Below are 14,309 nucleotides of genomic sequence, written 5' to 3' on the forward strand. Positions count from 1 at the left end.
ATACAGTCTAACGACTTGGTAGCGATAGAAAACCTACGGATACGCAATCTAGTTAAAAATCATCATCTAGCCAAGTCAATTAACGATGCCGCTTGGTACAGATTTAGAGAATGGCTGGAGTATTTTGGGAGAATTTATGGGGTTCCGGTGATTGCCGTTGAACCTGCATACACGTCTCAAAACTGCTCAAATTGTGGTGAGAAGGTTGTCAAAACTCTCAGTACGAGAACTCATAAATGTCCTCACTGTGGGTATGTAGCAGACCGGGATGAAAATGCCGCCAAAAACATTCTAAAATCTGCATTAAAACAGCTATCAAATACCGTCGGGCAGATGGAAATTAACGCCTTTGGAGAGACTGACCTCTGCTTAAGTGGGGAAACCCAGTTGAGTAAGTCAACTCGACGAAAGAGGAAACCCAAACAGTGATGTTTGGAATCTTTGTCGTTTACGGCGGAGAGGATGTCAACTGAACAAAATCCCATCTCGCATCCTCCTTTTGACGGAGAAAATGTCCAGATATCCAGTATCAAGTTTTGTAATCTTAAGTATCAAGTTTTGTGACAATATTTCTTGATTTAATCTGTTTTTTATGTTTTGGCTTTACCTTTAAATATATACTAAAAATAGTCAATCTTACCCGAGTGACTATCTACAGCTTCCCGAGGAGGTGGCAACCATGCCCGGGGTTTATTTGATTCTACTGGCCTTGAGTTTAGGCTCCATCTGGGTCTATCTACAAACGTCTGAAGATATCCCTTTTGTTTTAGCAGGATTAACCGGACTCGCTTGTTTTGTATGGGGATTTGCGTTCACACACTGGAGTCTTCAAATCTTGATGTTGTGTGGGTTGTTAAGCTGGTACAAATTTTATTTTCCAGAGCAATCAAGTCTACGATAGACAAGGAAAAACTCAAAACACAAACTCAACTAATAATAAAACTCCTCTTGCGTTCCAGTTTTGAGGAGTTTTTTATCGTTTTATAAAAATCATTCAATAACAAAGGTTTCCGAAGGATCACTCCCGGAAACCTGATCAACTATAGCTCAACTATTGTGTATGGCAACACTAAACAATTCAACTGACTTCAATCGAATTACATTAAGCCAATTTGAGAAAGGATACCTTGACCGGTTAGGTACTCAGTTGCGATTCCAATCNTTCCAGTTTTGAGGAGTTTTTTATCGTTTTATAAAAATCATTCAATAACAAAGGTTTCCGAAGGATCACTCCCGGAAACCTGATCAACTATAGCTCAACTATTGTGTATGGCAACACTAAACAATTCAACTGACTTCAATCGAATTACATTAAGCCAATTTGAGAAAGGATACCTTGACCGGTTAGGTACTCAGTTGCGATTCCAATCACAAAACCTAGCATCGCTAGACGGCCATTCCAAGTTTCTGCAAACTCAGTGAATCCAAATTTACCTTCTTGGTTTTCCATGTCTAAAAACTCCTCTGTTGTTTCTGTGACCTATACAAAATTTAACATATCGACTGAAAAGCTGCAACATTTTTTTACAAAATCTGAAAGAGGGGACAGGGGACAGGCAGATGGGGAGATGGTGAGCAGTAGTGGTAACTGTTCACGGATAACCGCCCTTATCAGATAATGAACTCATGTAAAGAAGCGATTGCTCAATAACCCTGATGAATATTCGTATCGGTAACGGCTATGATATCCACCGTCTGGTCGAGGGACGACCGTTAATATTAGGTGGAATTCACATTGAACACGAACGCGGACTCTTAGGAAACAGTGATGCAGATGTGTTAACACACGCTATCATGGACGCAATGTTAGGAGCGCTCAGTCTCGGCGATATCGGACTCTACTTTCCCCCAACCGATGAAAAATGGACAGGCGCAGACAGTTTAGTTCTACTCGATAAAGTCCATCAAATGATTCAACAACGGGGTTGGAAAGTCGGGAATATTGATTCTGTCGTTGTCGCTGAACGACCTAAACTTAAACCTCATATTTCAGCAATGCGCGAGCGCATTTCTACAGTTCTCCAGATCCAACCCGAACAAGTCGGTATCAAAGCCACAACCAACGAGAAGTTAGGCCCAGTGGGACGAGAAGAAGGAATCGCCGCCTATGCTGTCGCCTTGCTAGAACTTCAGTAGAGAGGGGTCATAGCACGTCTGTAACATCTGAAATTCCATCACACTTCAGAATGAAATATCCTTTGACTCAAATTTGGCATCGTGGACTCGGGATGGTGATCGCAGCAATTTTAGCGATCGCCCTCGCCGCCTGTAGCCCTGCGACATCGACCCTTCCTTCTCGTTTAGTCGTTCCAACTCCCAGTGGGCCTGGAACCTTTAACTATCCGCTCAATCAATCAGCCTATAGTATTTTTGGCTATATTTACGACTCATTGTTACGAGAAAATCCCTATACCGGTGAACTAGAACCCGGACTCGCAGAATCTTGGAACGTTTCTCCCGATGGACAAAAAATCGTCATCACCTTGCGAGACAATTTAAAGTGGTCAGATGGAGAAGAGATGACCGTTGATGATATTATTTTCACCTACAATGAAATCTATCTCAACGATAAAATTCCCAGTGGAACCGCCGATATTTTAGCAGTAGGGGAAAAAGGTCAATATCCCACCGTGAAAAAGCTCGATAATCGCCGCGTTGAATTTTCGGTTCCTGAACCTTTTGCGCCATTTTTACGCTACGCTGGCGGTTTACCAATATTGCCGGCTCATGCTTTAGCCTCATCGGTTCGTACCCTTGATGCTCAGGGAAATCCCCTGTTTTTAACGACTTGGGGAACAGAAACCGACCCCAATAAAATTATTGGAAATGGGCCTTATCGTTTGGCAAGTTATGCAGCAAATCAGCGCGTCATTTTGCAAAAAAATCCCTATTATTGGCGCCAAGATGAACAGGGAAATTCCCAGCCCTTTATTGAGCAAATTGTCTGGCAAATCATGGAAAGTACGGATACTCAACTGCTCAATTTTCGCTCGGGTTCCTTAGATACTTTAGATGTACAAGCAGAAGCTTATCCCCTGTTAAAACCGGACGAAAAGCGAGGTCAATATACGATTTATAGTCCTGGCCCTGATACGGGAACAGTTTTCCTCACGTTTAATCAAAATCAAGGCAAAGATGCCAAAACCAATCAACCGTTTGTTCCGACGGCTAAATCTCGTTGGTTTAATAATAAAGCCTTTCGACAAGCGATTTATTATGCGATTAATCGAGAGGTGATGAAAAATAATATTTACTTGGGATTAGGAGCCTTACAACATTCTGCAATTCCGGTACAAAGCCCTTATTATTTATCACCAGAAGCCGGACTCAAGACCTATCAGTACAATCCAGAAAAAGCCAAGAAGCTGTTAGAAGAAGCCGGATTTAAATCAAAAAATGGTAGATTATTGGATGCCGATGGAAATCCCGTGCAATTTACAATTTTAATTGCTTCGGGAATGAAAGTTAGGTCACAAATGGCAACCCAAATCACTCAAGATTTAGGTAAACTGGGAATAAAAGTCTTTACTCAGCCTTTAGAATTTAACGCCTTTGTCGCTCGATTAAGGCGTCGAGATTGGGAGGCTTATTTGGGAGGATTTACAGGCGGTTTTGAACCCCATGGAGGTTATGTCATTTGGTCAGTTAACGGAAGATTACATAGTTTTAATCAAGGCCCCCAACCCGGACAGGAAGATATTGTCGGCTGGAAACCCTCTGACTGGGAACAAAAAATAGATGCTCTTTATATACAAGCCTCTCAAGAGTTAGACGAAGAAAAACGCCAAGAACTTTATGCTCAAACTCAACAGATAGCCGCAGAGGAACTGCCCTTTTTATATATGGTAAATCCCCTATCTTTTGAAGCCATTCGCGATCGCATTGAAAATTTAGAATATACTCCGTTAGGTGGTGCATTCTGGAATCTATACCAGCTAAAAATTAAAGAATAATTGANATACAAGCCTCTCAAGAGTTAGACGAAGAAAAACGCCAAGAACTTTATGCTCAAACTCAACAGATAGCCGCAGAGGAACTGCCCTTTTTATATATGGTAAATCCCCTATCTTTTGAAGCCATTCGCGATCGCATTGAAAATTTAGAATATACTCCGTTAGGTGGTGCATTCTGGAATCTATACCAGCTAAAAATTAAAGAATAATTGAAATTTGCAATGAATCCAGACGCTTTAAAGGATTTACTCGAATCAGTCGCCAACGGTCAAATGAGTCCCACAGAAGCACTCAGAAAAATCAAACATTTTGACTTTGAACCAGTGGGAGATTTTGCTCGGATTGATCACCATCGCAAACTAAGAACAGGCTTTCCTGAAGTGATTTGGGGGCTAGGTAAAACCCCCGAGCAAATTATCGAAATTATTCAGGCGATGCGACAACATAACACTACAGTAATGGCAACTCGCATTGAAGCCGATGTCTATGAGAAATTATTTGCCAAAATTCCCGATCTATCCTATTATCCGACTGCTCGGATTTGTGCGATTACTCCGGCAATTGTGCAGACCAAATCATCTCAAACCATTACCATTTTGACAGCCGGAACCGCCGATTTACCCGTCGCCGAGGAAGCCGCCGTGACTGCGAATTTATGTGGTTTTCCCGTCAAACGACTGTGGGATGTGGGAGTCGCCGGAGTCCACCGCTTGTTGAGTAACTGGCATTTAATCGCAGAAGCAGATGTCTTAATCGTGGTCGCGGGAATGGAGGGAGCATTACCCAGTGTCGTGGCGGGTTTAGCCGACTGTCCGGTGATTGCTGTTCCGACCAGTATCGGCTACGGAGCCAGTTTAAACGGTTTAGCACCCTTGTTAACCATGTTAAACTCTTGTGCTGCGGGAGTCGGAGTCGTTAACATTGATAATGGATTTGGAGCCGCCATTTTAGCAGGTCAAATCTTGCGAGTCGCGCAAAAACAGCAAACCACCAGCTAACGATTCAGCGTTTTCCCCATGAACAGTCGTCTTGGCTGGCCAAACAGTAGGGGATTCCAACTGTGATCAATTTCGGCTAACCGATAACCTGCTTTGAAATACAACCGTTTAGCTGGAGAGTTGTTTTCTAAAACGTGCAGGTACAATTGAGAATATCCCCATTGACGGGCGATCGCTTCACAGCGACTGAGTAACTGTTGGGCGACTCCCAAGCGTCGATACTGAGGATGAACCGCCAGATTCGATAAATAGGGAAACTGGCGTGCTCCCGAAGCGATCCAAGCATTAGGCGATCGCAATGCCATTTCTACCGTTCCCATCAAGACTTCGGGCGTGAGCGGCGATTTATGGACTTGGGGGCGGGCGGAATTGGTGTTTAGGGCAACCAGACAAACATAATGATCGGTTCCACTCGCCAAACGGTTGCGTAAATCTTCATAAATTCCCAGACGCAGGATAGGATAAACCCAGCCGAAAAAGCCTTCACGAGAGTGGAAACTTTCGGCTAAGACTTCGGTGAGTGGCAATACATCCGCAGATGTAGCCGAACGGATACTCAAGTGAGAAGGATGGGAAGAATATCCGGAAACCCCTTGAGTATTAGAGGTTGAGGTCAAGAAGAATGGATTCACTATGGGTGAGTTCATGGTATAACACTGTAACCCATCTTAGATTCACTCATTAGAATTGCGCCGATGAAAAAAGGCAATCTTATTCAGCAATCAACGGGTGAGTCGCAGTACATTGAATAAAAAGATACACAGCACTCAAGACAGCACTCAGGGTGAGCGTGATACCAATTAACAATAGATCAGAATATGATTGATATGGGTGCATTCTAGACAACTCCCCCAAAATCCAAGAGTGTTATACCNATTCACTCATTAGAATTGCGCCGATGAAAAAAGGCAATCTTATTCAGCAATCAACGGGTGAGTCGCAGTACATTGAATAAAAAGATACACAGCACTCAAGACAGCACTCAGGGTGAGCGTGATACCAATTAACAATAGATCAGAATATGATTGATATGGGTGCATTCTAGACAACTCCCCCAAAATCCAAGAGTGTTATACCTGATTTGGTGAACCGTTATGCTGACTGAATGGCGTTTTTCTGGCAACGATGATCACTCATCACAAGCCCCCGTCCACCCTTTTGACTAACATCATTCGCTTTTGCAGCAGGAGAGCGGTGCATGAATTTCCCCAAGAAATCTAAGCCCAAAATTCTAGTTGTTGACGATGAACCCGACAACTTAGACCTGCTCTATCGGACGTTTTATCGTGCTTATAAGGTCTTGAGGGCGGAAAGTGGGCATGAGGCTCTACAAATTTTAACTCAGGAAGAGGATGTTGCTGTGATTATCTCCGATCAGCGAATGCCTCAAATGAGTGGAACAGAACTCCTCAGCTTGGCGGCGACTCAGTATCCCGACGCCATCCGAATTCTGTTAACCGGTTATACTGATGTTGAGGATTTAGTTGAAGCGATTAACTCCGGTCAGGTCTTCAAATACGTCACTAAACCCTGGGAAGCCGAAGAACTCAAGGCGATCGTTAACCAAGCTTTAGAAACTCACAACGTCCTCAAAACTCGTACCGAAGAACTCAAAAGAGCGCTGCGACAAGAATCCCTTCTCTACGCAGTTACGAGTACGATTCGTTCAGCTCTCAATTATCGCGAAATGCTGCAACGGATTGTCGAAACGGTTGGGCAAATGTTTGAGGTGAGTTACTGCATTTTACAACCCTTTCAAGAGGGGGAAATGCTCGAGGAATGGTTTGTTTATCAGGCTTCTGGCTTAAAAGATTCTGACTTGGGGATTGCCAATTCCCAATTTAAAACCCTCGTTTGGCAAACAACAACCGTTGAAATCATCCAAGATGCTCAAACTGATGAACGAATTCAAGGCAACTCTGAACAATTCGACTCCCGTAAACAAGCCTACAGCACCGCGAATATCTGCTCTAGCCTGATTGTACCGCTCTTTTATCNGCTTCTGGCTTAAAAGATTCTGACTTGGGGATTGCCAATTCCCAATTTAAAACCCTCGTTTGGCAAACAACAACCGTTGAAATCATCCAAGATGCTCAAACTGATGAACGAATTCAAGGCAACTCTGAACAATTCGACTCCCGTAAACAAGCCTACAGCACCGCGAATATCTGCTCTAGCCTGATTGTACCGCTCTTTTATCAACAAGAACTGATGGCTGTTCTGGCGATGCACCAAGTTGAAGATTTGCGAGAATGGATTGGTCACGAAGTTCAGTTGGTGAGCACGGTTGCTGATCAAGCCGCCCTAGCCCTCTCTCAAGCCCGCGCCTACGAACAACTCCAAGAACTCGCTAGACGCGAAGCACTCGTTAATACCATCACGGCGGCGATCCGTTCAAGTCTTGATCCCCAAAAGATTTTTGCGGCTATTACCCAACAACTTGGACAAGCCCTGAGAGTTGACGGTTGCGCCCTGTCTCTGTGGACGAAAGAGGATGAATTTGTGCAATGTGTGGGCTTGTATGATGCTCACCAAGAAACTTCTTTGGTGTCAAACTGGTCAGAAGAGGATACCCACGAGGCTTCCTCTGAGGCTAAAAGCCCAGCAAGTTTACCTCAGTCGGCGGTTCCCATTCGGGGAAATCCTGTGCTGCAACGCTTGCTAGAGACTCAGCAGCCCGTCGTGATTAATGATTTGACTCAAAAACCCGATTGGAATTTAATTGAACTTCCTTTGCGATCGCCGTCTAAAGCGTTAATGGTACTGCCTTTACTGTTAGATGATCAAATTATCGGCAGTATTTCTCTGCGTCAAAACGACGCGCTCCGCAAATGGACGGAAGCTGAAGTGACTTTAGTCCAAGTTGTCGCCACCCAAGCCGCCCTTGCTGTACAACAAGCCCGTCTTTATCAAAAAACTCGTCAACAAGCTGAAAGATTACTAGAAGTTGATCGCTTAAAAACAGAATTTTTTCAAAATATTTCCCACGAATTTCGCACCCCGTTAACGCTGATGATTGGCCCTTTAGAATCAGCCGTTAATCAGATGCAAGGTTTACCTTATGAACAAGCTAAAATAGCCCTGAGAAATTCTCGGCGACTCTTGCGTTTAGTCAATCAGTTACTCGATTTACAGCGATTTGATGCTGGACGAATGCAACCGAGTTTTCGTCCTTGTAATTTAGTGGATTTTTGCCGTCAAACGATTGAATCGTTTCAACCCTATTGTGATAAAAAAGGAATTCAACTGGTGACGGATTTAAAATCCTGTGAACCTATATATTTAGACTTAGAACGCTTTGATAAAGTTCTCTATAATCTGCTTTCTAACGCCATGAAATTCACGCCAGAAGATGGCACTATTTTTATCAATTTAGAACCAACGGGAAGTTATTGTCGCTTACAAGTTAAAGATACGGGAATTGGAATTCATCGCGAACAAATTCCCCATTTATTTGAACGCTTTCGTCAAGCAGAAGGTTCAACGAATCGTTCCCATGAAGGCAGTGGGTTAGGATTAGCTTTGGTTAAAGAATTGGTAGACTTACATCGAGGTCAAATTTCCATTGATTCGGTTTATGGTGAAGGAACAACATTCACCATTTGGCTACAAAGCGGAACTACTCATTTACCAGCCGAACAAGTTCTAGAAGTTCCAGCCGAGTTAAATCCTAGACGAGCCGCCGTAGAATTGGCAGATGTTGAAGTTGAATTCAGTGAGGATGAAGTACAAGAATCGGCTAACAACAAAATGGCTATTATTCCTCCTATTTATACAACTGAATCGATAGAAAATTTTATTTTAGTTGTTGATGATAATCCTGATTTGCGCCGCTATTTATCCAATATTTTGCGACAAGCTAATTTTAATATTGTCATGGCTCGGAATGGGGCGGAAGGATTTGACCAAGCAAAAGCTTATCGCCCGGAAGTGATTATTACTGATTTAATGATGCCGAATGTCTCAGGATTAGATTTAATTCGGATGATTCGGGAAGACTCGGAGTTAAGGGGAACTCCGATTATTTTATTAACCGCAAAAGCTGATGAAGATACCCGAATAGAAGGGGTTGAACGGGGAGCAGATGCTTATGTTTCCAAACCCTTTAATGATCGAGAACTTCTGGCTGAAGTGCGAAATCTGCGGGCTTTAAAAGAAAATGAACGCCGAGTAGGAGAGTTAAATCGATATCTGACAGAATCAGTTTTAAGACGGTTTTTACCACCTCCGATGGTGGAACTTGCAGCAGCAGGTGATTTGGTCTTAGATTTGAACCCAGAACCGCGTTTAGTGACGATTTTATTTACAGATATTGTTGGGTTTACGCGAATGTCTAATCAACTTCAATCTCGCCTGATAGCCCAAGTTTTGAATGAATATTTAGCCGCTATGACTCAAGCTGTCTTTGAAAATGGCGGAACGGTTGATAAGTTTATCGGAGATGCGGTAATGGCTTTGTATGGCGCACCCAAGGAGTTACCCCCCCAGGAACAGGTGAGGCGTGCATTGGCTTCTGCACGGGCGATGCTGCGGGCTTTAGACAAGTTAAACCAAAGTTGGCTAGAGCGGAGTTTAATTGGGCATAATGGGGTTGAACCTGTGCGTTTTCGTTGCGGAATTCATCAGGGAATGGCGGTTGTTGGGATGTTTGGGGCGAAAGAGCGATCGGACTATACCGCGATTGGCCCTTCGGTGAATATTGCGGCTCGGTTACAGGAAGTCGCGGCTCCCAATAGTATTTTAGTCTCAGCAGACGTCGCTCAATACCTGGATAAACGGGAAATTCTCTCCTCGGATATGCAGCCCCTCAAAGGCATAGATGAACCTGTATCTACCTTTGTTATTGCTTCCGAACCCGTTGCTGAGTGATCTGAAAAATTTTTCAGCAAATTTTGATCAATTTCAGCAAAAGCTGTGCTATATTAGTAGGACTGCAATATTGCGGGTGTAGTTTAGTGGTAAAACCTTAGCCTTCCAAGCTAATGATGGGGGTTCGATTCCCCCCACCCGCTTTGAGAACTGAAGCCAGATGAATTTTGCGATTATTCGATCCCTTCTAATGTGAGTTGGGTTGAATTGTTGTTGTCGGTTTTGGGGGGTTTTTTGCGGGTTTGTTTGGCGGGTTTGCTGTGGGTTTCTCGTTCTTTGCGAATTCGTTCTAATAGCACTGATGCGGGTTCGTCGTTGGGGTTTTGGGGAACCAGTTCGCCTCGGAATGCTTTAGCCAGAATTGATTGATTTAACGTTTCTAAGTCGGTTTCTGTTTGTTGGTATAGGTGTTCTATATTATCGGCTATTTTAAAGAGTTTGTCAATCCGGTTGACGATTTCTTGTTGTTCTTGTGTTGAAAACAGAGGTAATGGCAAGTTTCGACAAATTTCTAAGGTTAAATTAAATTGTCCAGCCGTTGCCTTTGCAGCTTTAATAGCAGAAGATAATATTTCTATTGAAAGTAGACAGTAGCAAAAACAATCATTATCAATTCCTGGGATTCCTCTATAAACTACAACAGCCTGATTCATATTCCACTCAGCATAATCATTCGGAACAATTGCAACTTTTCCCAAAGGTGGGCCTACAATATTCATTATTACATCACCAGGAAATAATTTTGATCGTGCTAATTTAGTCTGATGAGTTTCTTTACTAATAAAAGTTGGATTGACAGAAAAATCTAGTTTTCCTGTATTTGTTAAATTGTAAACTTTGACGAAAGGAACATCGCCACAATTCTCGAACATTTCAGTCGCTAATGGAGTAGTTCCTTTGGTAATAAAATCACATATTTGCTCTGCTCTAACCCAACACCAACCATCAGGTAATTGAGGTAAATTATCAGAGTTAACGGGTTCGGGTTCTTTATATTTCTGCTTCCATTTATCATCTTTGGGTGTTTTATCTGCTGCTTTCATCTTCTCTAATTCTGCTTCTTCCCAACGCCGACGCCGTTCAATTTTTATCCNGGTGATATTGTTATTGCTAGAACAGGAGCAACCACAGGAAAAAGTTTCCTACTGAATGAAATTCCTTTGGTAATAAAATCACATATTTGCTCTGCTCTAACCCAACACCAACCATCAGGTAATTGAGGTAAATTATCAGAGTTAACGGGTTCGGGTTCTTTATATTTCTGCTTCCATTTATCATCTTTGGGTGTTTTATCTGCTGCTTTCATCTTCTCTAATTCTGCTTCTTCCCAACGCCGACGCCGTTCAATTTTTATCCTTTCTAACAACACAGACGCAGGTTCAATATCTGGGTTTTTCTCCCTCCAATCTTTGGTTAAATCTCCTCGAAACGCAGCAGCGAGAACAGATTGACGAAATTTATTTAATAGGGGACGTATCGCCACAAGTTCGGCTTTGACTCGTTGACTCCTCTCCTGTAACGCTTCTATTTTGGCGACTATGCGTTTCTGTTCGTTGAGGGGAGGTAGAGGAACATTTAATTTTGAAAGAATAGAAGCATTAGCCCCTGGTTGTGCTGTTCCTTTGCTAACAGTGGTAATTTGTTTCCAGTAATAAGGACTTTGTAAAAAATTAGCTAGATATTCAGGTACATAAATATCAGAAGCTTCTAAGCGAATTAAATATGAAGCAAAAATGCTATTTTCAGGAATTTCATTCAGTAGGAAACTTTTTCCTGTGGTTGCTCCTGTTCTAGCAATAACAATATCACCTTTCTTAAGCTTATATTTTTCAATTTGATCGCATTCACAGAAAGGAACTGTATCCCAATTCACAGAATTATTCTGAAGGTCTGTAATTCTAAGTAGTTTTATTCCCGTTGTTTCTTCAATGGCTGAAGCAGTGTATCCATATTGAATATTAAGTACAATATCACCTAAATTTACTAATCTCCAACCCATAGGCAATTCTATCAATTCGTCAGTCATCATTTCTCTGTTATATTTAATCGTTATTCTGAATCAGGTGTATACACTATGATAGGCTATAGTTAAAACTCTATTCTATTGCCTATTGCCTATTGCCTATTGCCTATTGCCTATTGCCTCACTTTGCATAAATAACTTGATGCGTCCTTAAAATATTAGCCAAACGATAGGGATTTTGAATTTGATTCTTTTCAACCAAATCAACCTCACGTCCGAATTTTTCCTCCAACTCCTCCTGCATATCCAAAATATTAGACAAATTCAACCGATAAGATGAATCATAAACAACCAAAACATCAACATCACTATCAGAACGAAAATCCTCTCGCAACACCGACCCAAACAAAGCAAACTCTATTATATTCCAGCGTTGGCAAAAATCAGCAATCTCCCCCCCAGATATTTTTAGACGTTCAGTTAAAATAACATCCAAACTCATCGGTAAATTAATAGTAGGTTCTGATTTAATGTTCATATCCTATTCTTTATTCCCTGTCTGTAAGCGTCAATCTCTGCTCTAATTTCTGCCTCTGTTATTTCCTGAATTTCAGGCATAGACTGTAACTCCTTGAATAACTCCCGCAATTCCTGAACCAAAACCGCTTTTGATTTTGGCTCTTTTGAAAGATTTGACCGACTGAGAATAAACTCAGCAAAATCTAGAACCTCCTGCTGTTTTTCTGGGGAAAGATTAACCAAAACCTGATTAATTGCTTGAATAATAGTGCTAGTTGATATCATGGTGTTACCTCCAAATCTTCCTCATTTTCCAACAACAACATTAACGCTTCCATCTCATCCGTTGCACTTTGTAACCGTTGAAAAATCTCCGCAGCAATAATATCGGGTTCAGGTAAATTTTCCCCACTCTGCAAACTCTCATCCCGCAACCAAGAAATATCAAGATTATCCCCCCGTTTAGCAATATCCTCCCGACTAAAACAACGAAACCGCCCTTCTTCTCCTAAGTCTATTCGTTGGCTGTTTCCATTGCAGTCATCGCCATAACAACTCTCAAATTCTTCAAAATGCTGATGAGTCAGAGGAATACGTTTCCCAAAACTCGGCATATTGGTTCTCATATCATAAAACCAAACCGCTTTTGTATTCCCCTTTTCTGTCGTTCCCCGTTGAAAAAATAGCACATTTGTTTTCACCCCTTGGGCGTAGAAAATCCCCGTCGGTAATCTTAAAATCGTATGTAAATTACACTTATTCATCAAGTCCGCCCGAACTTTTCGCCCCTGTCCATCCTCAAATAATACATTATCCGGTAACACCACCGCCGCCCGTCCTAATGGTTGCAAACCCCGATAAATATGCTGCAAAAATGCTAATTGTTTGTTAGAAGTCGGGTAAGTAAAATCATCCCTTGTGGGTTTTCCGCCGCCCTTTTTCGTCCCAAAAGGAGGGTTAGTTAATATTAAATTTGCCTTCGGAAGTCGTTCGCCCTCACCCGAAAGCGTATCGCCCAAACTCACCTCCCCTTCTATCCCGTGTAACAGCATATTCATTAACAGCAACCGATGGGCGTCTTGTACCAATTCCATCCCATAAAACGCCTGATATTTTTGAAAAGCCTGTTCACCGTCGGGTAAGTCAAATAAATCATCAGTTTGTAGTTTAATAAAACGGTCAGCCGCAATCAAAAAACCACCCGTTCCCGCCGCCGGGTCTTGAATTAATTCTCCCGGTTGAGGCTGCATTAATTTTACCATACAATCAATCAAAGGACGAGGGGTAAAATATTGACCCGCCCCGGATTTTTTCTCTCCTGCGTTTTTTTCTAATAACCCTTCATAGAGATTTCCTAACCCTTCTTCCTTCGCCGAATACCAATCCAATTCATCAATACTGGTAACAAGTTTATTGAGAATTCGAGGCTGTTTTAGGGCGGTTTGAGCGTTTGCAAATATCGCTTGTACCCTTGTATTCGCCGTTTCCGAACCCAATGTTACCAGCAATTGACGATAAAATTTAAGCTGTTCTATCCCGTCTTTCTCCACCAAATTTATCCACTGAAACCCCTTCGTAAGTTGGTTTTCTGTGTTGGTTTCCTGCGCCATTTTCAGGAACAATAAATAAGTTAATTCGGTAACGTATTGGAGATAAGTTATCCCGTCATCCCGAAGAACGTTACAAAGATTCCAAAGTTTTTGAACAATATCGGTAGTTGCTGTCATTTTCACACTTTAATCTGAAGTATTTAAAGATTTGTTGGCAATGTTTCTAGGTTTTTTATCCCCCCTTCCCCCCTTAAAAAGGGGGGTTGAAAGTCCCTTTTTTGGGGATTTAGTAGGTTTTTTATCCCCCCCTCCCCCCTTAAAAAGGGGGGTGTTTTATTCAAATTATCCATTTTCCAGGGAAATTTAGGGGGGGTTGAAAGTCCCCCTTTTTAAGGGGGATTTAGGGGGATAAACTGGGGGATTTAGGGGGATAAAGTCCCCCTTTTTAAGGGGGATT

11 protein-coding genes, 1 tRNA gene and 2 pseudogenes are annotated in these 14,309 nt (G+C 42.2%); 7 read left to right on the forward strand and 7 right to left on the reverse strand.

All coding sequences use genetic code 11. The features are described 5' to 3' along the window. Positions 1–429: RNA-guided endonuclease InsQ/TnpB family protein (locus tag WN50_RS28870; RefSeq protein ID WP_049561584.1), on the forward strand; the 429-nt coding region annotated here is incomplete at its 5' end. An 877-nt stretch (positions 430–1,306) separates the two neighbouring features. Here WN50_RS28870 and WN50_RS28880 read toward each other — a convergent pair. Then, complete coding sequence (locus tag WN50_RS28880; protein WP_046281784.1) at positions 1,307–1,450, reverse strand: chlorophyll a/b-binding protein; 144 nt, start codon at positions 1,448–1,450, stop codon at positions 1,307–1,309. 206 nt (positions 1,451–1,656) lie between these two features. Here WN50_RS28880 and ispF point away from each other — a divergent pair, with 206 nt between their 5' ends. The 3 genes from ispF to larB all read left to right on the forward strand — a co-directional run bounded on the left by ispF (position 1,657) and on the right by larB (position 4,951). Next, positions 1,657–2,136 (forward strand): 2-C-methyl-D-erythritol 2,4-cyclodiphosphate synthase, encoded by a 480-nt coding sequence (gene ispF, locus WN50_RS28885; protein ID WP_046281783.1) that lies wholly within the window; start codon positions 1,657–1,659, stop codon positions 2,134–2,136. 92 nt (positions 2,137–2,228) lie between these two features. Further along, positions 2,229–3,953 carry an ABC transporter substrate-binding protein gene (locus WN50_RS28890; protein ID WP_425354852.1) on the forward strand — a complete coding sequence of 575 codons (1,725 nt, stop codon included), beginning with the start codon at positions 2,229–2,231 and terminating at the stop codon, positions 3,951–3,953. Between the two features lie 221 nt (positions 3,954–4,174). After that, positions 4,175–4,951, forward strand: a complete 777-nt coding sequence (gene larB / locus WN50_RS28900) for a nickel pincer cofactor biosynthesis protein LarB (protein WP_046281781.1) — start codon at positions 4,175–4,177, stop codon at positions 4,949–4,951. Here larB and WN50_RS28905 read toward each other — a convergent pair. Further along, a complete protein-coding gene (locus WN50_RS28905) occupies positions 4,948–5,598 on the reverse strand; it encodes a GNAT family N-acetyltransferase (RefSeq protein ID WP_046281780.1) in 651 nt (216 codons plus the stop codon). The genes larB and WN50_RS28905 overlap by 4 nt on opposite strands. A gap of 551 nt (positions 5,599–6,149) precedes the next feature. Here WN50_RS28905 and WN50_RS28910 point away from each other — a divergent pair. The 3 genes and pseudogenes from WN50_RS28910 to WN50_RS28920 all read left to right on the forward strand — a co-directional run. Further along, positions 6,150–6,948, forward strand: a 799-nt coding sequence (locus WN50_RS28910; protein WP_152964965.1) for a response regulator, incomplete at its 3' end; no start/stop codon positions are given. Position 6,949: 1 nt separating this feature from the next. Further along, positions 6,950–9,820: pseudogene (locus WN50_RS28915) on the forward strand (ATP-binding protein); the annotation flags it as partial. Between the two features lie 72 nt (positions 9,821–9,892). Next, a tRNA-Gly gene (locus WN50_RS28920) sits at positions 9,893–9,963 on the forward strand. 30 nt (positions 9,964–9,993) lie between these two features. Here WN50_RS28920 and WN50_RS37950 read toward each other — a convergent pair. The 5 genes and pseudogenes from WN50_RS37950 to WN50_RS28945 all read right to left on the reverse strand — a co-directional run bounded on the left by WN50_RS37950 (position 9,994) and on the right by WN50_RS28945 (position 14,029). Then, complete coding sequence (locus WN50_RS37950) at positions 9,994–10,863, reverse strand: restriction endonuclease subunit S (protein ID WP_049561593.1); 870 nt, start codon at positions 10,861–10,863, stop codon at positions 9,994–9,996. A 51-nt stretch (positions 10,864–10,914) separates the two neighbouring features. Continuing rightward, positions 10,915–11,849, reverse strand: a pseudogene (locus tag WN50_RS37955) (restriction endonuclease subunit S); the annotation flags it as partial. Between the two features lie 115 nt (positions 11,850–11,964). Further along, positions 11,965–12,321: a nucleotidyltransferase family protein gene (locus WN50_RS28935; RefSeq protein WP_082172601.1), complete on the reverse strand. Its 357-nt coding sequence runs from the start codon at positions 12,319–12,321 to the stop codon at positions 11,965–11,967. Continuing rightward, positions 12,318–12,587 carry a hypothetical protein gene (locus WN50_RS28940; RefSeq protein ID WP_046281778.1) on the reverse strand — a complete coding sequence of 90 codons (270 nt, stop codon included), beginning with the start codon at positions 12,585–12,587 and terminating at the stop codon, positions 12,318–12,320. Before WN50_RS28940 ends, WN50_RS28935 begins: the two co-directional genes overlap by 4 nt. Then, a complete protein-coding gene (locus WN50_RS28945) occupies positions 12,584–14,029 on the reverse strand; it encodes a class I SAM-dependent DNA methyltransferase (RefSeq protein WP_046281777.1) in 1,446 nt (481 codons plus the stop codon). Before WN50_RS28945 ends, WN50_RS28940 begins: the two co-directional genes overlap by 4 nt. Between the last annotated feature and the right edge of the window lie 280 nt (positions 14,030–14,309).

The sequence above is a fragment of the Limnoraphis robusta CS-951 genome (assembly GCF_000972705.2).